The sequence below is a fragment of the Bacillus jepli genome, from assembly GCF_047238305.1.
Taxonomy (GTDB): Bacteria; Bacillota; Bacilli; order Bacillales; family Bacillaceae_L; genus Ferdinandcohnia.
The window spans coordinates 4,723,597-4,742,279 of the sequence record NZ_JBDFMO010000001.1; the positions used below are offsets into that span (position 1 = coordinate 4,723,597).

Annotated in this window: 26 protein-coding genes; 4 read left to right on the forward strand and 22 right to left on the reverse strand. The window is 33.9% G+C overall.

Going from position 1 to position 18,683, the window contains the following annotated elements:
* Positions 1-46 precede the first annotated feature (46 nt).
* Positions 47-484 carry a MaoC family dehydratase gene (locus ABC371_RS23960; RefSeq protein ID WP_412899112.1) on the forward strand — a complete coding sequence of 146 codons (438 nt, stop codon included), beginning with the start codon at positions 47-49 and terminating at the stop codon, positions 482-484.
* A 126-nt stretch (positions 485-610) separates the two neighbouring features.
* On the opposite strand, the gene ABC371_RS23965 is transcribed toward ABC371_RS23960, so the two are convergent.
* The 5 genes from ABC371_RS23965 to ABC371_RS23985 form a co-directional block, all read right to left on the reverse strand.
* Entirely contained in the window at positions 611-790 is a 180-nt protein-coding gene (locus ABC371_RS23965; protein WP_412899113.1) for a hypothetical protein, read from the reverse strand.
* A gap of 160 nt (positions 791-950) precedes the next feature.
* Positions 951-1,388 (reverse strand): VOC family protein, encoded by a 438-nt coding sequence (locus ABC371_RS23970; protein ID WP_412899114.1) that lies wholly within the window; start codon positions 1,386-1,388, stop codon positions 951-953.
* Positions 1,389-1,577: 189 nt separating this feature from the next.
* On the reverse strand, positions 1,578-1,769 hold the full coding sequence (locus ABC371_RS23975; RefSeq protein ID WP_412899115.1) for a hypothetical protein: 192 nt from the start codon (positions 1,767-1,769) through the stop codon (positions 1,578-1,580).
* Positions 1,770-1,841: 72 nt separating this feature from the next.
* Entirely contained in the window at positions 1,842-2,105 is a 264-nt protein-coding gene (locus ABC371_RS23980; protein WP_412899116.1) for a hypothetical protein, read from the reverse strand.
* A gap of 293 nt (positions 2,106-2,398) precedes the next feature.
* Positions 2,399-2,926 carry a hypothetical protein gene (locus tag ABC371_RS23985; RefSeq protein ID WP_412899117.1) on the reverse strand — a complete coding sequence of 176 codons (528 nt, stop codon included), beginning with the start codon at positions 2,924-2,926 and terminating at the stop codon, positions 2,399-2,401.
* A gap of 562 nt (positions 2,927-3,488) precedes the next feature.
* Between ABC371_RS23985 and ABC371_RS23990 the strand changes: the two genes are divergently transcribed.
* A complete protein-coding gene (locus tag ABC371_RS23990) occupies positions 3,489-3,689 on the forward strand; it encodes a hypothetical protein (RefSeq protein WP_412899118.1) in 201 nt (66 codons plus the stop codon).
* A gap of 430 nt (positions 3,690-4,119) precedes the next feature.
* On the opposite strand, the gene ABC371_RS23995 is transcribed toward ABC371_RS23990, so the two are convergent.
* From ABC371_RS23995 to ABC371_RS24020, 6 genes are all read right to left on the reverse strand, one after another.
* Positions 4,120-4,731, reverse strand: coding sequence for a DJ-1/PfpI family protein (locus ABC371_RS23995; RefSeq protein ID WP_412899119.1), 612 nt, complete (start codon positions 4,729-4,731; stop codon positions 4,120-4,122).
* A gap of 183 nt (positions 4,732-4,914) precedes the next feature.
* Positions 4,915-6,117, reverse strand: coding sequence for a macrolide family glycosyltransferase (locus ABC371_RS24000; protein WP_412899120.1), 1,203 nt, complete (start codon positions 6,115-6,117; stop codon positions 4,915-4,917).
* Between the two features lie 262 nt (positions 6,118-6,379).
* Complete coding sequence (locus tag ABC371_RS24005) at positions 6,380-7,108, reverse strand: MOSC domain-containing protein (protein ID WP_412899121.1); 729 nt, start codon at positions 7,106-7,108, stop codon at positions 6,380-6,382.
* Between the two features lie 160 nt (positions 7,109-7,268).
* Positions 7,269-7,592, reverse strand: coding sequence for an ABC transporter permease (locus ABC371_RS24010; RefSeq protein ID WP_412899122.1), 324 nt, complete (start codon positions 7,590-7,592; stop codon positions 7,269-7,271).
* Between the two features lie 351 nt (positions 7,593-7,943).
* The gene (locus ABC371_RS24015; RefSeq protein WP_412899123.1) at positions 7,944-8,411 is read right to left on the reverse strand and encodes a VOC family protein; all 468 of its coding nucleotides are present in this window, start codon (positions 8,409-8,411) and stop codon (positions 7,944-7,946) included.
* A 182-nt stretch (positions 8,412-8,593) separates the two neighbouring features.
* A complete protein-coding gene (locus tag ABC371_RS24020; protein WP_412899124.1) occupies positions 8,594-9,055 on the reverse strand; it encodes a hypothetical protein in 462 nt (153 codons plus the stop codon).
* Between the two features lie 365 nt (positions 9,056-9,420).
* Here ABC371_RS24020 and ABC371_RS24025 point away from each other — a divergent pair, with 365 nt between their 5' ends.
* Positions 9,421-10,410, forward strand: coding sequence for a YpdA family putative bacillithiol disulfide reductase (locus tag ABC371_RS24025; protein ID WP_412899125.1), 990 nt, complete (start codon positions 9,421-9,423; stop codon positions 10,408-10,410).
* Between the two features lie 255 nt (positions 10,411-10,665).
* On the opposite strand, the gene ABC371_RS24030 is transcribed toward ABC371_RS24025, so the two are convergent.
* The 8 genes from ABC371_RS24030 to ABC371_RS24065 all read right to left on the reverse strand — a co-directional run bounded on the left by ABC371_RS24030 (position 10,666) and on the right by ABC371_RS24065 (position 16,753).
* On the reverse strand, positions 10,666-11,097 hold the full coding sequence (locus ABC371_RS24030) for a GNAT family N-acetyltransferase (RefSeq protein ID WP_412899126.1): 432 nt from the start codon (positions 11,095-11,097) through the stop codon (positions 10,666-10,668).
* 147 nt (positions 11,098-11,244) lie between these two features.
* Complete coding sequence (locus ABC371_RS24035) at positions 11,245-11,751, reverse strand: NUDIX hydrolase (protein WP_412899127.1); 507 nt, start codon at positions 11,749-11,751, stop codon at positions 11,245-11,247.
* A gap of 250 nt (positions 11,752-12,001) precedes the next feature.
* Positions 12,002-12,967: a quinone oxidoreductase family protein gene (locus ABC371_RS24040; RefSeq protein WP_412899128.1), complete on the reverse strand. Its 966-nt coding sequence runs from the start codon at positions 12,965-12,967 to the stop codon at positions 12,002-12,004.
* A gap of 266 nt (positions 12,968-13,233) precedes the next feature.
* On the reverse strand, positions 13,234-13,443 hold the full coding sequence (locus tag ABC371_RS24045) for a hypothetical protein (protein ID WP_412899129.1): 210 nt from the start codon (positions 13,441-13,443) through the stop codon (positions 13,234-13,236).
* 136 nt (positions 13,444-13,579) lie between these two features.
* Positions 13,580-14,035, reverse strand: coding sequence for an SRPBCC family protein (locus ABC371_RS24050; RefSeq protein ID WP_412899130.1), 456 nt, complete (start codon positions 14,033-14,035; stop codon positions 13,580-13,582).
* A gap of 258 nt (positions 14,036-14,293) precedes the next feature.
* Positions 14,294-15,541 (reverse strand): DUF4153 domain-containing protein, encoded by a 1,248-nt coding sequence (locus ABC371_RS24055; RefSeq protein WP_412899131.1) that lies wholly within the window; start codon positions 15,539-15,541, stop codon positions 14,294-14,296.
* A 559-nt stretch (positions 15,542-16,100) separates the two neighbouring features.
* Positions 16,101-16,556, reverse strand: a complete 456-nt coding sequence (locus ABC371_RS24060) for a DUF3278 domain-containing protein (protein WP_412899132.1) — start codon at positions 16,554-16,556, stop codon at positions 16,101-16,103.
* A 2-nt stretch (positions 16,557-16,558) separates the two neighbouring features.
* The gene (locus ABC371_RS24065; protein WP_412899133.1) at positions 16,559-16,753 is read right to left on the reverse strand and encodes a helix-turn-helix transcriptional regulator; all 195 of its coding nucleotides are present in this window, start codon (positions 16,751-16,753) and stop codon (positions 16,559-16,561) included.
* 144 nt (positions 16,754-16,897) lie between these two features.
* Here ABC371_RS24065 and ABC371_RS24070 point away from each other — a divergent pair, with 144 nt between their 5' ends.
* Positions 16,898-17,233, forward strand: a complete 336-nt coding sequence (locus ABC371_RS24070; protein ID WP_412899134.1) for a L,D-transpeptidase — start codon at positions 16,898-16,900, stop codon at positions 17,231-17,233.
* 91 nt (positions 17,234-17,324) lie between these two features.
* Here the strand turns inward: ABC371_RS24070 and ABC371_RS24075 are convergent, their stop codons facing one another.
* From ABC371_RS24075 to ABC371_RS24085, 3 genes are all read right to left on the reverse strand, one after another.
* The gene (locus tag ABC371_RS24075) at positions 17,325-17,555 is read right to left on the reverse strand and encodes a hypothetical protein (protein ID WP_412899135.1); all 231 of its coding nucleotides are present in this window, start codon (positions 17,553-17,555) and stop codon (positions 17,325-17,327) included.
* An 89-nt stretch (positions 17,556-17,644) separates the two neighbouring features.
* Complete coding sequence (locus tag ABC371_RS24080; protein WP_412899136.1) at positions 17,645-18,187, reverse strand: SurA N-terminal domain-containing protein; 543 nt, start codon at positions 18,185-18,187, stop codon at positions 17,645-17,647.
* A 181-nt stretch (positions 18,188-18,368) separates the two neighbouring features.
* Positions 18,369-18,572, reverse strand: a complete 204-nt coding sequence (locus ABC371_RS24085; protein ID WP_412899137.1) for a hypothetical protein — start codon at positions 18,570-18,572, stop codon at positions 18,369-18,371.
* Positions 18,573-18,683: the final 111 nt, after the last annotated feature.

The window sequence follows — 18,683 nt, forward strand, 5'->3', positions numbered from 1 at the left end:
TGTTTTACTTTTTATGATAAATATGTATGAAGGAGGAGGATATTCTATGAGACTTTATCTTGATGATTTAAAAGTGGGTGATACTTTTATCAGTAAGAAATATCATGTAAGTGCAGACAAAATAAAAGAATTTGCTAGTGAGTATGATCCCCAAGTTTTTCATTGTGATGAGAATCTAGCGGAAGATACTTTTTTCAAAGGATTAGCTGCTAGTGGTTGGCATACTGCAGCGATTACTATGAAACTATTGACAGATAGTTTACCTTTTGCTCATGGAATTATTGGAGTTGGTGGGGAGATTAATTGGCCACAGCCAACTCGCCCAAATGATGTTTTATATGTAAAGAGTACAATTAAAGAAATCAAATTTTCTAAATCAAAATCGAACCAAGCTCTTCTATTTGTTGAGTGTGAAACTTTAAATCAACGCAATGAGGTTTGTCAAAGTTTGACAGCGAAACTTTTAAGCTTTAGAAAGAGTTAAGGTTAAAAAATTCACTATAAAAGCTATCGAGGGATTTTTGGCAGTTTTAAGCTCTTATCGATAGCTTTTTTTCTTATCTGTACAATGAAAAGGAAACTCCCTAAATACAAGGGTTAAAAAAATACTTCACAATGGTACTTGGTCTTTATTGGATTGGATATACCACTTTGGCACTTCCATCAGTTCTCCTTCATCTTCTTCATAACTCGTGGATAAAATCTCAAATACAATCGCATCTCCTTTAATTTCCACTACTTCAACCCAAATTTCTTCAAATTTTAGTGTTTCACCTATTTTAAAGTCCATTTGATAAAAAACTCCTTTTTGACTTTACCTAAAATAAAAATCCCCCTATTTTTCTTCAACTATCCTGTTTCGTTAGTAAAAAAGCGACTGCTCTTATGAACAATCGCACCCAATAGTGTTAAGAAGATATCTCTAAATCATTTAAAGACCATTTCAATATTTATCTGATTTTCTCCGCCAACTCTAAAATGATTCCTTCTGGACCACGGACGTAGCATAACTTATAACTATCTTCATATTGCTGTATCTCACTAAAGATTTCCGTGCCCTTCTTTTTCAACTTTGAAACAATAGCTTCAATATCTTCAACAGCAAAGCAAATATGTCGGATACCCAGCGTATTTGCAAAAGGTTGTTGAATATCTTTTTCATCTGACGGCGTATAAAATTTGACTAGCTCTATCCATGCCTGACCATCTGGCATCCCCAATCCTACACATGCCGTTTTAACATCATTAAGCCCAACTATTCTGTCCAATTGTTCTCCATCCAATTCCCATTCCGCTTTCACTTCAAGTCCTAAATCAAGAAAAAACGCTTTAGCCTCTGAAAGATCATTTACATTTATACTCACATGATCTATTCTATTGATCTTCATAACACATACCTCCTATGTTGCTATTATTTCCAACCTGTGTTCGTGTAAGGTTTGTTTGAAATTCTAATTCGCTTAAAACAGGAAAATATCCTTATTGAACAAACCTGCCCCTTTAGTTCAATATGAAAAAGAGCCGTCCAGCAGCTCAACGATCTTCAAGTAAAGCTATCCTTTAGTTAAATAAGACTTTTATTTCCTCGAACTTTTAAATAAATACATTCCAACCGAACCAAATACACTGGTTACAGCAATCACAGTGACAGCAAATACAACATCTGAAGTGTCATGAGGTCTATTATTTAACAAACTAAACCAGAATAGCTCAATAAATAAAATAAGCCCCCATAATATAAAGAATGCTTTCAATATATCATTTTTCATACAATCACCCCCAAAAAATTAATAATCCTTCTTGGACAACGCACCCGATATCTGAAGAACAATTGAACCTTTTCAATAAAAAATATTATAAATACTAACTACAATTATGATAAGAATGAATGCTCTAATCCAAATTATCTTATCACTTATTCCTGCTTTCTTTTCTAAATGATAAATATAATGAACGGTTATTACAAAACCAAGTATCGTTAGAATATATGCTACTGTACTCTCAACTATTGTTAGGAATTCAAAAATACCCAAAGTGATGAAAATAATACCTATTGAACCTAAAATCATATTTAAATAAAGTTTTCTATCTTTGTTTTTATTCAAATCTTTCTCCCCCATACTTCATATAAACACCTTAGCATAACAACCTAACGCTTCTTGAACTATCCTGCTCCATTTGTTCAATAAGGAATTCAACAAAAAAGTGCATTAATCCTTCTTAGATCAACGCACTCTTTAGTTTAAGTGTAATACTTCACAATATTGTATTGTTATTAATACATCTATGATAAAGACCGTATGTTGGTACCGAGGAAAAAGCAATAATACTTAAATCTGAAAATAATCTCAAGGCTTTTTATGAAGAATGGAAAAACAGCGATAGAAAAACTGGTTAATTAATAATCTATTCCGTTTAATAAAAACATTCTATTTTTTGGTAGGGTAGAGATATCTATACCTGCCTGTAAAGATGCGATTAACTGGATTTGTTCTTTTAATAAATAATAGCCTGGTATAATATCTCCATAGCTGTAAATTTGAACAGTACAAGCCATATCGAATGTTTTTTCGATGTAGGCTACTTTTTCTCTTGTGATGTTGTGTGTACTTAGTATATTTTTGAATTTTTCAAAGAGTAGGTTCAAGTATATGTGTCCATCATTTATCTCATGTGCTTTGATTTCTTCATCTGAAAGCTTTAATACTTTCGTCCAAAATGAATAGATTGGTGGAACTGGTTTTGGCACATGTGACAAAAATAAGTTGGGCTCCCCCTTTAAAAAACAGATGGACCCTTGAATACCGAAATAATCATCCAAGTCCTTTTTGGATAATGAATGAGTTCCGTCATCTACCTCATCGATTCCAGAATAAAAAGAAAAACATAAAGTATATCGTTCTAAACTATAAGTGTACTGTTCCAAATAAATTCCCCTTTATTCTTATATTTACGAAAGTTTATCAACATATGAAAATTTTTAAAGGTAATACTCTCAACTACGGTACTATAATCTGACCTACAAAAATTATAATCCTTGTTAAACTATCCTTACCCGTTAGCCATCCATGAAGCGCAAAAATCAGCGCTTCACCACAGAGAATGAAAATATACTAAGTTGTCTATAATGGTTCTTAATCCAGTCAACCAATCCATAGAACGATGAATTTAGCTCTTTTTTTTAACGAATTAGAAGGGTCTTCTTGGGTGTTGTCTATTTTTTGTAATACGAGAAGTTTATTTTCACGGTAGCGTAATAACTTCAACACAAATAAGCGATAATCCTTCTTTGATCATCGCACCTGTTAGTTAAATAAGAAAAGGACGCTTATTCCACAATCGCACCCGTTTCTGGAATAAACAAAAAGCTCATATAAAATAAATTTCATTAAACAGCAATCCGGTTTTTACCTTACCTTGCATCACTTTATAAATTATAATGAAAGTATTAAATCTTAATAGCGCTATGGAAGTAGAGGAGAACATCTATGAAAAATAAACATAGATTTGTAATGAATATCATTATAGTAATAACATATGTTATTGTTTCCATTTTTGTATTAGTACTTTACGCTAAGAGAGATGCTTTGTCAGAGGTTTATATGGTTTTTCTTCCTCTAGCTATTACAGCCATAGTTTGTTTTGTATTGAATACAATTAATAAAAAGGAAGATTATAAAGAAAAATAGTAGAAAGTAATCTTGATATTTGATTTTTAGAAAAAAGTCGATTTCCTTTACGTTGGGAAATCGACTTTTTATGTAATCTCATTCTATTAAATGCCTCGATTGTGGAACAAGTTAAAAATTTTTTCTTCAACTAACTGCTCCGTTACTTGAGTAAGGAAAAAACATCCTTTGCTTTGGAAGAATCGCACCTTTAATGGAACAATCATTTTCGATTCCTTTCTAGAGGCATATATCTATATACCATTGAACAATACACCATTAGCATCAAACAGCTTTAATTTTAACATCACTTCTCCTGTTTTAATCCGAAAGTGGAAAGGATAAATCGCAATTCGAAGCCCTGACCTCTGACTAATATTCAAGAGCTCTCTCACGATGGTTGCTTTAACTGCCCATACAATATATTAACTCCATACAAAAACGGAATTTCTTAATTTGCGGGGTTTCTCCAAACGACTCCTCTTCGCTCATATTCCATTCGATGTTCTACTATAGCTGCTATCTCAGCTCCCGAAAACCTCTCAATAATCCATAATCCTAGATCAATTCCTGAAGTAACTCCCCTAGCCGTGATTACACTACCTTCATCAACAATTCGATATCCCAAGTAATCAGCTCCATATCTAGGTAGTTCATCTTTCGCCAGATAATGCATAGCAACTCTCTTGTCTTTTAAAATACCTGAGGCAGCCATCAACATACCACCTGTACAAACTCCGCATACGATCGTACCTTCGTCATGCATAGCCGAGATGATCTGCGTTAACTCTCTCTTCTCAGCCTCTTGTCTGGCCCCATGTTGGGCTTTATGGTTCCAGCCACCGCCAGGGATGATTAACAAATCGGGTCTGTTGTCTAAACGTAAAAAATCATGGACCGTTACTTGAACACCAAAAGATGCGACGACTTCTTTTTGAGAACAACTTGCAACTAATTCAATCTCGAATGGAGCTCCTGCCTCGATTCCCCGCTTTAATACTTCAAAAGGTGCCAAAGCGACAAGTTCCCCAAATCCATCAAACAATACAATTTGTATCTTCACTCTTATACTCTCCTTTGAATATAAATCTACTTACATTCGATAATCCTTTTGGATAACGCACCGTTTATTTAAGTGTATAATTTCACAATCTATATTTTTTAAAAGTCCGTTCCATTATTAAAAAGGAATTGCCGTAACAACTTAGAACAGCCATCAATAATAGCAGTTGAGAAACTTTTATATTTATAGATCATATCGACTTTTAAATTCAAAAATCTCATCAACCGCTTGATGATATCCTCCCGATTCTTGAATGGATTCCCTCATATTTAAAGCAGCTTTATGGATAGATGGGTCGTTTAACACATAATCGGCAGCTTCACGTAGTTGATTTGCAGTCAAGCCTTGCATTTGTAATTTAATACCTGCACCGCTTTTGGCAACTTGCTCAGCAATGATCGGCTGATCCGCGCTTTGTGGGATTACAATGAGTGGAACCCCACAATAGAGGCCTTCATGGAAACTGTTCATTCCACCATGTGTGATAAATAATTTAGTATATTTTAGCACTTCCATTTGTGGAACATAATTTTTTACAATGAAATTTTTTGGGATCTTTCCTAAATCAGATATTTGAGTTTTTTCCCCAATCGACATGACTATGGTTTGATCAGTGTTCCCAAATGCTTCAAAACAAAGCTTATAAAAATCAATGGCTTGGTTAAAGACAGTACCAAGTGAAATATATATCGAACTTTTCCCCTTGATTGCTGTAAGGTCAAAGTTTTCATGAATTAATCGTGTTGAGATGGATGGACCTATAAATTTGTAAGTGTGGTCGAATGCTGCTTCAAAAGGTTGCAACTCCCTAATTGTATAAACGATTGTAAGTGGTGCAGGATTACAAAAAACTTCGTAATGCGAATGGATCTCGACGCCATACTTTTCCTTCACCATTGCCGTCATGCTTTGAAATTCATTGTGTATTTCTTTAACCACTTCTATAGGAATGTTTTTAGAAAGTCGTTCCAACATTTTATTGAATGATTCCTTTGTCTGCGCAAAGGAAGTACAAGAATTGATTGCCGGTAACTTAAGAATTTGGGCAAGTAAATGTCCACAACCAAACATAGAATCATGGATGATGTAATCAAAATGTTCTCCATCAATCTGTTCAAGCACGCTAGGTATGACAATATCTGCAGTAAGTAAAAGCCCATTAATTCTTTCAAGTAAATAATTTCTTCCACCCGAGATAAATGCTTTTATAAATTTTTGACCGTCTAATGTGCGTACAGTAGCTCCCGTCTTCTCAATTCGCTCTCGAAAATCTTCTATCGTAAAGTAAACTACCTCTTCGCCGCGTGAAATAAGCTCTTGGACAACTCCAATAGTTGGATTGATATGTCCTTCAGAACCTATATTAATAAATAAAACACGTGCCATTTCTACCACTCCTTTGGTAATTCCAAACTTTGTAAGATTAAGGTGCGCTGCTCTACCTGTTATTTTTAGAATGAGAAAGTGGAAAGTAACTAGAAGAATTTTAGAGAAATAAATGATGATGTAAAAACAGCAGCCCATTCTAATCATCCCTTATTCCACTAAAGCAAACCTTTAGTAAATGCAATATTTCGCAATCTTAATATAAGCAACGTCACTTACTTTAATATTTTTCATTTTATATATTCTTTGTCCTAGCAAAACTTCATTCAAGAAGAAGGACTTCATCACCCACATGAATTTGACCAGTTTTTATAACAGAAGCATATACGCCAAAATAATTCCTTCTTTCTTTTACAACTGTTTTTAGCAAAGTCGCATCTCTTTCTGCGCTTTCAGGATTAACGGTAATAATCATACATCTTTCACAATGCCTTTTTAATTCAATTTCAACTTTATTCCCTATCCTAACTCGTTTACCAAACCATTGTTCTTCTATAAAGGGGATTTTTTCTTTTAATGATATAAGTAAATTAGGGCGAAAACGTCTATAATCAATCTCTGATTTTCCCCATAGTTCTTTCAATTTATCTAATGAAGCGTCCGTAACAAGTTGAATGTGTTCTTCTTCAATTGCTCCTAAAGGTACGTGAGTAGGAGGGTATGTAACAAGAGAAATTTTCCGTTTCGATTTGTGTTCAATTTCATTCGTTAATTCTTCATCCCCCCAATCAAAAATCTTACCTTCAGGTGTCAGTATTTCGACTTTAGGGTATTCATTCACCAACTCTTTACCTACGAATCTAGCTTTATATCGAGCCATTTCTTGAAACTGTGTTATTGTAAGAAACTTTCCTAGTCTAGTTTCATCTAAAAAAGCATGGCTACGGTCTCCGTACAAACCATATTCCATTAATCTTGTTTTCTGTACACTCTCTCCATAAAAAGATTTCACAGGATGACGAACAATCTCCTTGATTTGACCGATTAGCATCAAATCCCCCCCAGTTTTTCAGTTTACTTTATCATATATTTTTCATTTATTCTGCTTGGTTAGTTAAATAACTTCAACAAAAAAGTGCACTAATCCTTTTTGGATCAACGCACACGAAAATTGAAAAACGTTCCCATAAAAAACAAGGAAGTATTTAGGATCACTGGGTTAAATTACGTTGTTTTATGAAATTCTTAATCACTAAAATAATACCGATAATGAAATAGAGGATTCCATTGCCCACGATAATCAAACCTATAAAAGCTGCTCCAAAGGCTGCTCCTACACCATCTCCACCCATACTGTGGTCAACTTTTACGAAAACAGAACCTGATATAAAAGCAATTATCGGTCCTAGAATCCCAATAATTAAACCAGATCCCCATAATGGCATTTTTCCTTTCTTATAAAAATTTATAGCAAAGAAATTTAAAAGGAATAGACTCATTAATAGTACGCCCCAAATTGCTCCATCGCCACTCATATAAGTTTCTCCTTCGGATATTTTTAGGATAACCCCCTTTTTACAGTGAAACTGCCCTTAGATGGGTTATTGCTATGGTAACACTTTGGTAAAAATTTGATAATCTAAGTTTACCAAAGGTCTCATCCGTTTAGAACAGGTTACTTTCAACAGCCATTTCGCCAACTGTTGTGTCGTCATTTTTGCACCTAATATGATCTCCCTTTACAATTTTATTGTTTTTCTTATTGCACTAAATGCACCGTTAGTACAACAAGAAAAAGCTGTCCATTTGACAGCTATTGATCTTCAACTTTTGCACCCGATAGTTTAAGTACAATTCTTCACAATCTTGAGGAAAAGAGAGCTTGGTTATTTTAGTTTACTATTAATTAAGTTCTCCCAATCCTCAAATGAAAACTTTTTTGTGATATGTTTTAATTCATTTGGAACGTCAACATAACACATCAATTCTAAACTATTTCCATCTGGGTCATCAAAGTAAACCGAAGCATTTCCTTGATTTGGTCTTACAAAAGGATCAATTGAAATTCTCCTTCCAAATGGAACAGGTTCAACTTGTATGGATTCAAGCCATTTTAATGATTCTTTTAAATCCTGATATGTGACACGAAAAGCAATATGCCTTATAGAAGGATGGTATGGAGTTTGGTATTCATTTCCTTCCCACAATCCCAACCAACTTTTCCCTTCTTCTATCCAAAAGAATGCAGTATCTTCATCACGCCAAGCAAATTTTAAACCTAATTTTCGGTAAAATTCAATCGAAACTTCTAAATTTTTCACAGGTAAATGTGCTTCATAAAGCCCCTTTATCATTTATCCATCCCCTATATATAGAAATTTTGTACTTTAAACTTTACGTTAAAAGAATATCTTCTTCAACAATCCTGCTCCGTTAGTTTAATTACTTCAACAAAATATGCGATAATCCTTCTTGGACTATCGCACCCTTTAGTTTAAGTTAAATCCTTCACAAACTAGGCTTCATTTAACTTAAATCAATATTTAACAAATGTGGTTATTCCATGGTGAGAAATATAATTTCGATGACTTAATTCATCTAACCATTTTTTGGGATTGAATTGATAAGTACCATAAATATCCCGATATGTATAACCGCCTACATTTATTTCTATTGGTTCAGGAAATTCTTCCATCCTCCTTCTAAATTCAGCAAATTGGTTTTGACTTCGCGCATGATATATTTCAAATACATCCCCAACTTCCATATACTTTTCAATGTATCTTAGAAATAATTTATTCCCCACTCCATGTGCTTCATAAAGGTAGGGCATTGAAAATAACCCTTTCAATTTCTTCTTCCAATAATCATCGACCTCTTGAACTGTGAAATAGATAGCATCCTCCTCTTTTTCAAATACAATACGATTATTGTATTCTTCAATTTCATCAGGTATCTTAAAGCGCCTAGATGAAGCTAAGAATGTAATTTGTGTCATTCTCTTAATTACCCCTCCATTTAACTGTCTAACTAATAGAATTCTACCTATTTCAATTAAGTTCCTTCTACCACTAACCTGCTTTGTTAGCTTAATAATTTCAACAATATAAGAGATAATCCTTCTTGGACTATCGAACCCTATCTTAGTTTAAGTGTATTTCTTCAAAATCATTATTTGTCTTAACAAAATCTAGTTCCCTTTATGTTAGGAGGTGTATTAAACATCTCCTCTGTTTTTGCTCTCCCGAATAAGGAGTAAGATTATCGTATGCCTGATTTTGTTTATTTTACATAATCAGATATAATAAACAGATTAAGAATTACGACGAAAAAAAGTAAAATAAAAAAGGAAGAGTTTAACGAATGGACCATGTTTTAGAAAAGTATGATGTTGTTATTATTGGCGGGGGCCCTTGCGGTTTAGCAACTGGTCTAGCCCTTCAAGAAAAAGGAATACATTATGTGATTATAGAAAAAGAAGCAATTGTAAACTCTATTGTTAATTGTCCACTAGATATGCGTTTCTATAGCACTTCAGATCGTTTAGAAATAGGTAACATTCCCTTTCTATCTCAAGATGCAAGACCAAATCGAACAGAGTTATTAAAGTATTATCGTCTTGTAACCGAACGGCAGGCTATCAATATTAAGTGCTATCAAAAGGTAGAACATATTTTGCAAAATAAAGATTCTTTTACTGTAAATGCCATGGATAGTAATGGTTTAACTATTAATTATGAAGCTAAAATGATTGTCATTGCTACTGGAAACTTTGATCATCCAAAACGTATGGGAATTAAAGGGGAAGATTCTCCGAAAGTAATGCATTATTATAAAGAAGGGCACCCTTATTACGACCAAAATGTTACAGTCATAGGTGGTAAGAATTCAGCTATTGAAGCAGCCATCGATTTATATCGTAATGGAGCAAAAGTTTCATTAGTTCATCGTAGAGAGACTGTTTATCACGGAATTAAACCATCATTACTATTGGATATTCGTAATTTCGTTGAAAAAGAAAAAATTAAGTTCTATCCTAATTCTAGTGTTGAGGAAATTACTGATACAACGGTTTCTATAAATACACCTGAAGGTATTGATATAATCCCAAATGACTATGTATTTTCATTAATCGGTTATCAACCTGATACAAAGATGCTTCAAAGTATTGGAATTCAAATTGATTCTTCCACATTAATTCCTAGTTTCAATCCAAATACATATGAAACAAATGTTAAAAATGTCTTTCTTGCAGGTGTTGTAACTGGTGGGATTATGAATAAAGTTTATATTGAAGATGGACGTTTTCATGGATTGAAAATTGCAGAAGAGATTGAACAACGTTTAATTTGATTATATCTAAATAACATAATTCAATGTTATAAATATTAAAAAAGGATCTTCATCTACTATAAGATCCTTTTAGCTATTTGTTCAATAAAATGGCCGATTACTTAACTAAGTTCAATCTGGACTCCACCACTAAACTGCTTCGTTAGTTTAATTACTTCAACAAAAAATGCGATAATCTTTCTTGGACTATCGCACCCTTTGGTTTAAGTACATTATTTCACAATCTCGTTTTTTAACCCAAAACATAAAGTTGATTTAGATTAGACTTTTTGCAAATCCTATACTTTTTTCTACGTAACCCATATTTTTATAAAATCTATGTGCCTTTACTCTTTCTGGTCGGTTTCCGCTATTTATTCCGATTCCAGTAGCCCCAATTATTCTTGCCCAACTTTCAGCTTCTTCTAAAAGTTTTTTCCCTATCCCTTTATTACGATAATTAGAATCTACAACAAGGGCTACAATACGAACATAGAAGCCATCCAACTCATAATAATATCCCTTAACTATTCCTATCATCCCAACTATTTTGCCATCATAAGAAGCTACTAAAGTATGATAATCAGGACTTGATTCAATATTACTAAATCTTGTTTTCATATTTTCTATTGTAGTAGGATAACCGAGTTGTTCCACTAGTGATGTTAATTCTTCAATATCATATACTGTTGCCTCTCTTATTTCCATTTTTCAAATCTCCTGTATTTTTTATCTTTGGGTATGTACCCATAACTTTTCTTCTCCCACCAATTTGCTTTAGTCGAAGAAGGAAAAAGCCGCCTGAATTGGCAACTAGATCTTAAAGTAGAGCATCCCTTAGTTTAAGAAAATAAATTAAATTTGAGAAAGATTTTTTAACCACTGTTCATCCCATTGAAAATATAAATCACTATTTTTACTATGTAAAAATAAATCTTTAGGGTAAGGTAAAGCAAGTTCAGGCATATTACTTGGACTAAAATATTTAAGTTCAGCTGTCTCATTATCTATCGGGCTTAGTTCTCCACTTTGAGTAACGCAATCAAACATAAAGATGTTATACTCCACTTGATGACCATTAGGATATTGGTAACGAAAGTCTTTCCCACCAAATACGCCTAATAACTTTTTGGGCACTACATATAATCCTGTCTCTTCCCATACTTCACGAACAACTGCTTCGGCAGGTGCTTCCCCAAGTTCAATTGCACCAGCAGGGAGACTCCACTTTTCGCCATTTCCTTTGTTTTGTAATAAAATTTCTCCCAAATCGTTTCGAACAATCCCTGCTACACTTGGCATAAAAATTAGCTCATTACCCACTTTTTCTCGCAGTTTTTTATAATAATCCGACATTCCCATTTTCTAACCACCTTGAGTTATTTATTTCTTAATTCTCTAAGATGTAATCACCTATTGTTATTAAACAATCCTGCTTCGTTTGTTTAATAACTTGAACAAAAATAAGCGATAATCCTTCTTGGATCATCGCACCCTTTACTTTAAGTACATTACTTCACAATTTTTTTTACGCCTTACAAAACTCAATCCCTTAAATGTTTTGTCCATGTAAAAAGACGACTTCTTATTATCGCCAACACAGCTTATCATTTTATGGTCTTAATAAGATTTTCCCCGTGCTTTTGCGGCTTTCTAAAAAACGATGTGCTTTGGAGCCATCACTCAGTGCAAATACCATTGGCTTAGATACCGTGACTTTTCCCTCTTCTATCCAGCGGAACAACTCGGCCGAACGATTTGCCCTTTCCTCACGGGAAGTAAGGACATTCCAAAGATCGCCTCCAGTCAAAGTCTTTGAAGTATCCATCAACATTCTCGGATCAACTGGAGCAGGGTCTCCCCCTGCCATTCCAAAAAATACAACCGTTCCCCCAATGCGAGTTGCTTCAAAACTGTCTTCGAGCGTGGAACCTACTGAGTCATAGACTACATCCACACCTTTTCCGTTTGTTTCCTCTAGAACCCTCATCTTCCAATCATCCGAGTACAAGAAAACCTGATTCACTCCTGCTTTCTTAGCTGCGGACGCCTTCTCCATAGAGGAGGTTAAACCAATGACCCTTCCACCAAGAAGCTTTGCAATTTGGACTAGCAGCTGTCCAACGCCCCCTGCTGCCGCATGAACCAGAATTATATCATTCTCCTTAACCGCATAACTATCTTTTGTTAGATAGTGGGCAGTCAAGCCTTGCAGCAAAACTGAAGCCGCCTCTTCAAATGAAATGGTCTCTGGAAGAGGAATTGCCTTTTCCACCGGAACTGCCACTTGTTCTGCGTTAGCATATGGGACATCGGCAAATGCAACAGGATCGCCAACACTGATTCCTTGGACATTTGCTCCCGTTTTTTCAACGACTCCTGCCCCTTCATACCCTAAAATATACGGGGGATTTCCAGCAAGATGATAGTTTCCTTTTCTTCTATAAATATCTGCAAAATTCAATCCAATTGCTTTCATCCTTACTAATATTTCATCAGGTCCGATAACCGGATCCGCAATTTCAAGATATTCTAGTACTTCCGGTCCTCCGAATTTATTAAACACAAGTGCTTTCAAATGAACGACCTCCTCTTATATATTTTTTCGATACATTTTAGTTTAATTAAATTGCGATTGGAAATGCAAATTAGTTTCTCTCCTTTTGGAAGGATCGGGTAATTGATCAAAACTGCCTCTTTAGTTCAATATGAAAAAGAGCCGTCCAGCAGCTCAGCGATCTTCAAGTAAAGCATCCGTTAGCCATCCATGAAGCGCAAAAATCAGCGCTTCACCACAGAGATGTAAGAAAATATCGTTCTTACATGGTAGTGGAAGATAAGAACTTATTCTTTTTCACAAGAAACTGGTGACCAAAAACTATCTTTCTTTACAACGACTTTTCCTTCTTTATTAAAATTCTCAAAACATTTATCAATAATAATTTTATTTACCTGATGATTTTTTCCAATTTGGAAAATCGCTACACTTCCCACAGCTATTATAATGACACTTATGATTATTGCAGCAAACATTTTAAGTTTGTTTTTGTTCAATTTAAATCTCTCTTTTCCTTTTATATTTTTCCCTTTTTATACTAATTAATTGTTCACTATACCTCCACATTTATCAAACAAAATGGCCTATACTTGCACAACAATGGTGGATTATCGCACCCTTTAGGTGAATAAGTTATTTTACATTCTCTGCAATTCTTTTTAGTCCACTTGCACGAGAAATTATAAAGTCTGTCATATACTTTTCCAAAAATAATTTGTCCGCAATAATTCCAATTGGTCCAAAAGGTGATTTATACTCAAATGTATCAATCATAATAGTCCCACCTTTTTCTTCTTTGAATTGATGAGTATGTGTAAAAGAGGTAAAAGCTCCTTTTACCATAATATCAACAAACACAATGGGCTTTACCATATGAATTACTTTTGCTGTTAATCTTTGTTTAATACCAAAATGAGTAGCTTCCCAAGTAACAGTATCACCCTTTTCTAACAGCCCCTGCGTAACTCCACCAACAGCTTTTTCTTTAGTTTTAGCAGTAGTTTCAATATGTATATCTACGTTTCTTGCAAGGTCAAAACATACATCCACAGGTGCTTGGATAAATTGCTTATGCTTAATTATAGGCATTTGTTATCTCCTTTGTAAGAACAATAATTCATCACTTTTTTTATCTTTTTTGCCAAAGAAACGCAATTCACAAAGAATAAAAGTGCAATGATTGGCGTTACATAAACAAGAAATAGTCGATTAACTTTCTCCTCTTTTTAACTTTAGTTATGAAATAAGCCAAAACTATGCCACTCTATATAAAAAGCTACATAATATTGGCTCTAAGGATTTTATACGTTATAAAAGATTATCTTTTCGTTACACTATCAATCCTTTCTAATTAAAAATGATAGGAAAAGTAAATGTAACGAAGGCTGCCCAAAGTCCGTAGATTGGCAAATACTTGGTGACGGCATCTTGAATACTTGAAGGTCCTGAATTGTTTCGTAGAAAACGCATATAGGAGAGCATAATCCAAATTAGATTCGCCCAGATAAGTATGTTTACTCCTAAAACAGCAAGTCTATTAGGCGTTATCCCATAAGAAGATAGTCTGAATACCATGGCTGACAAAGCCACACTGTCAATGATAAGCGCAAGAACAATTAAAGCAAAATTAAGATAATCTGAAATGTTCTTTTTCTCATCTGAGTCGCTCTCGGTAATGGAAAATATGGTAACGACCAATACACCAAGGAGTATTCCATTGAAGGCTATCAGGAAATTGCGGTCCAAGAATGGATTTTTTCCGACCCAAATAACCGTTATAAGATAGACCAACAAAGTGAGCAGGACAAGAGGACTAAAAATTTTAGCTATATATGGTGTAATATTCTTAGCAAGTTTTAGATTCAGTGATACTAGGTATGCAGCCACAATAGCAAGAGCGGCAGCACCAAATAAGACGACATTATTAAAATAAAAGTCTTCTATATTCAAGCCAACAAAACTAAATAACTGCATGGTTAATGCGGCTAATACCATTCCGCTAACTGCCATGCTGGCGTAGAGAATACAATATTCCAGATTAAATTTAATATAGGCTAATCTTGTACTACCTTTTGAGTATTCATTTCCTGTAAATGCAAGTCCTACCAATACCCATAAGAATATAGGAAGGTGTAAATAAGCAAGGATAATACTGTCTTTATCATTTAATGGTAACATATTAAGATAAATCCCGGAAATGAGGAACAACGCTGCAAGGGAATAAATAACACGTTTTTTCGGAGTATTATTGTAAACAAAATAGGCAGCAATAAAAGGAACTATACCAAAAGCCAGGTTAATTGGAGCAATTGCTCCCTGTTCAACAAAATGGAAAATGATCCTGGTGCTAATCCCGGCCAGAATGGCTAAAATGCCCATGATTAAGAAACTTTTTTGAAACAAGGATGATTTTTCTGTGTTTGCCTTCTCCTTGAAATGCAATCTTTCATACCAAACACCAAGAACCTGAGAATCCGGATTTTGTTCCCATGCGTGTGAGAATGACCTTTTAAAAGCTTTCGGGTCTTTTCGATATATTCTCTCCAGCTCATGAGGGTTATCAATATTTTCAATAATCAAATTGTTAATGTCCAAAGTTTTGCCTCCCCAAATAATTGTTATATTTAGTTTCCTCCACAATGTTTATCTGTCTTTTTTTGTATTCTAAAATATCTCCATGCCGACATTCTAAAGCCTACATTTTGCCTCTAAAGTCGATAATCGAATCACTTATTCCTTTCCATTTTCAAAATAGAAAGGATCGCCATTGTTATTCCAACCTACTCCGGTAGTTCTGTTACGCTCATTTTCCTTTTTGCTACCCACTGAGCAAGAACTGGGGCTCCTAAAAATTAACAGCTATTTTTATACCTTTTTCCATAAAAAGAACCTTACTTATTCATTCTGATTTTAATCTATTATTTATCGTTTTTCAATATTTTTTTATTAATTTAAATAATATTTTTATTGCTTTTTTTGTTTTAAGCAAAAATAAAAAGCATTCCTCATTTAAAGAAATGCTCTATAACTTTAAACATGACTTCGTAGCCGGCACATGTGTAACCTACAATCCCCCCGAAAGAAATTAACAGAGGAAGACAGTACCGTGTCACAAGATTTAACTTCGACAAAAAAAGCACAGCACCTTTTAACTTTATAGCAACTCCTTGTTCTTTTTATAGGAACGTTTTAAAGAAATGAAACTAGTAATAAACCAAAGCAAACTCACGCTAAATAATAATGCTATTATTTCAATCCATTCGTTTTGGTTATTAGGTATACCTGTGACAACTAAATATAACAGAATAAAAACACCTATAAAACCACCAGTTCTTACATAAATGTGCTTTAACTCTTTTCTATAAGCTCCTTCTGTTGCAATATCTGTATATTCAATACCAGACATTATATATCTTCCTGAGATATAAAATAGGAATATAGCAATAGAAAGCAATAGAGAAGTTTCTGTACCTATATCAATATACTTGTTGAAGATAATCATTCCTACAAGGGTAAGTAAAAGGATGATTGAACCTTCAGAAAAGAAGTACAACATTCGTTTTTTCTTATATTCGTCATTTGGCAATAAAAAAGATATCCATGATTTCATTATCACTCCACCTCCCAAAATAAATCATTTAATGTTTTGTTAAGCTCCTTTGCTATTGCAACACATAGTTGGAGACTAGGGTTATATTCTCCTTTCTCAATCAGTCCAATTGTCTGTCTAGTAACGCCCACTCTTTTAGCTAGCTGTTGTTGAGTCATCGCCTGCTTTATTCGTGTTATTTTTACATTATTTTTCATTAATTTACCTTTACCTTATGCAAGATATATATTACATATGTTATTTATATATTACATCACTCACAAAAAAAATCAACTAATTTCCGTTAATTAACAAATACCTGGGTTACTTCATACAATATTCAAAAAAAGGAGTTGATCTTCATGGCGAAATGGATTAACGTATCTACATCAAAGCATCGATTAACACTTTTTGATGGAAAAAGGATGATCAAGGCTTACCCAGTTGCAATTGGAAAAATATTGGCACCAACGCCTACTGGGACATACACGATTATTAATAAACAACCTAATCCGGGAGGACCGTTTGGGGTGTTGTGGATGGGTTTGTCAAAACCTCATTACGGTATACACGGAACAAATAACCCGGCTTCAATTGGTAAGAATGTCTCACATGGATGTATTAGAATGTTTAATCATGATGTTCTAGATTTATCATCTAGAGTTCCAATTGGTACTCCTGTTGTTATTCATAAATGACTTTTCGTTCGTTTAATAACTTCAACGTAAAGGTGCATAATCCTCCTTAGATCAACGCACCCGTTTGTTTAGGTACACTTGAAACCAACAGTTATCCAAAGTGATTATTAAACCACCAAACAACAAGAAACATACTCACTAATCCCCAAGCTGTAGTACTCACTATCCACCAAATGATGGATTTTGCTTTTTTTGAACTTTCCTCGTCTTCCTTATTTTCTTTTATAAATGCGATCTTACTTTCCATACCTTTTTTCATAGAAGTGAGAACAACAAATCCGATTATTATGAAACCAATAGTTATCCAGAGTAATAAGTCCACCTTTTATACCTCCCTTTTTTTGTGAATTACTTTCCTTTCAATCTTCTTTACTCAATTATCCTGCTTCAATAGTTGAAGAAGCAATTCCATTAGTGATTGATTAGTACCTTAATCTCATCTTCATTTTCTTCAACTAATTCATTGAGTTGCTTATTTGCTTGTTGATTATATTTTTCTATATCATCCATTGGTTCACCTAAAACTTCCTGTATATAAGAATTTATATACGCACTTGTTTCAGTTGACTTCTCAATGTATTTTTTATAATACACCTCTGGAGCCAGTCCTAGCTTTTTAGCTTGTGGTTCGGCAAACTCACGAATTGAATTAGCTGCCTCTGTATCAATATGGTCAGGTGGATAATCACCCAACGCCTCAATCGTTTCTTTTACTTCTTTAGATACATCGATGTTCATTTTTTTTGCTTCTTGTATTACTAATTTAGCTTTTATGGTCCCGTCAATCATAGTAAGTATTTCTGCATCAGAATATAAAAAACGTAATTCACCAATTGTTATCTCTTCGCCTCTTACTATTGCAGCAACATCTTCATCATTATACTTAGGAGAATCCGAGCATCCCGTTAAGATAATTAAATAAATAACAATGATTGAACAAAAGGGTTTATACATAACTTACACACCTCTCTTCAGAACCATAACTGACTAATAATAGTTACGAATAACCTTACACAAAGTTTCGTATTTTTTACTAACCTGCCCCGTCAGTACAATAACTTCTTCAAAAAAGGGCGCTTCTCCTTCTTTAAGGAAAGCACCCGTTACATTAAGTGTAATGTTTCACAATATATATTTATCCTTTAATCTCTTCCTTTTTCCATTTTGTATAGGTGTAAATTTGAGTTGTAATTGCAATCAAAGAAATTATTAATGTTTGTATTATTGCTACGTTTTTGGGAACAGAATAAAATCCCCAAACAATAACCACTATTGCTATTGGTATTAGTCCTAAATTCCAAATAAATTTCCTTTTATAACTCCAACTCCAGTAAGTCACCTTTACACCCCTTTTAACTATTTAAATTGTTTATCAAAATTACTTATGTATAAATTTACTTAAACCCGTATCATTAGATATATTATACCATAAATAACCAATTGTTTTTTG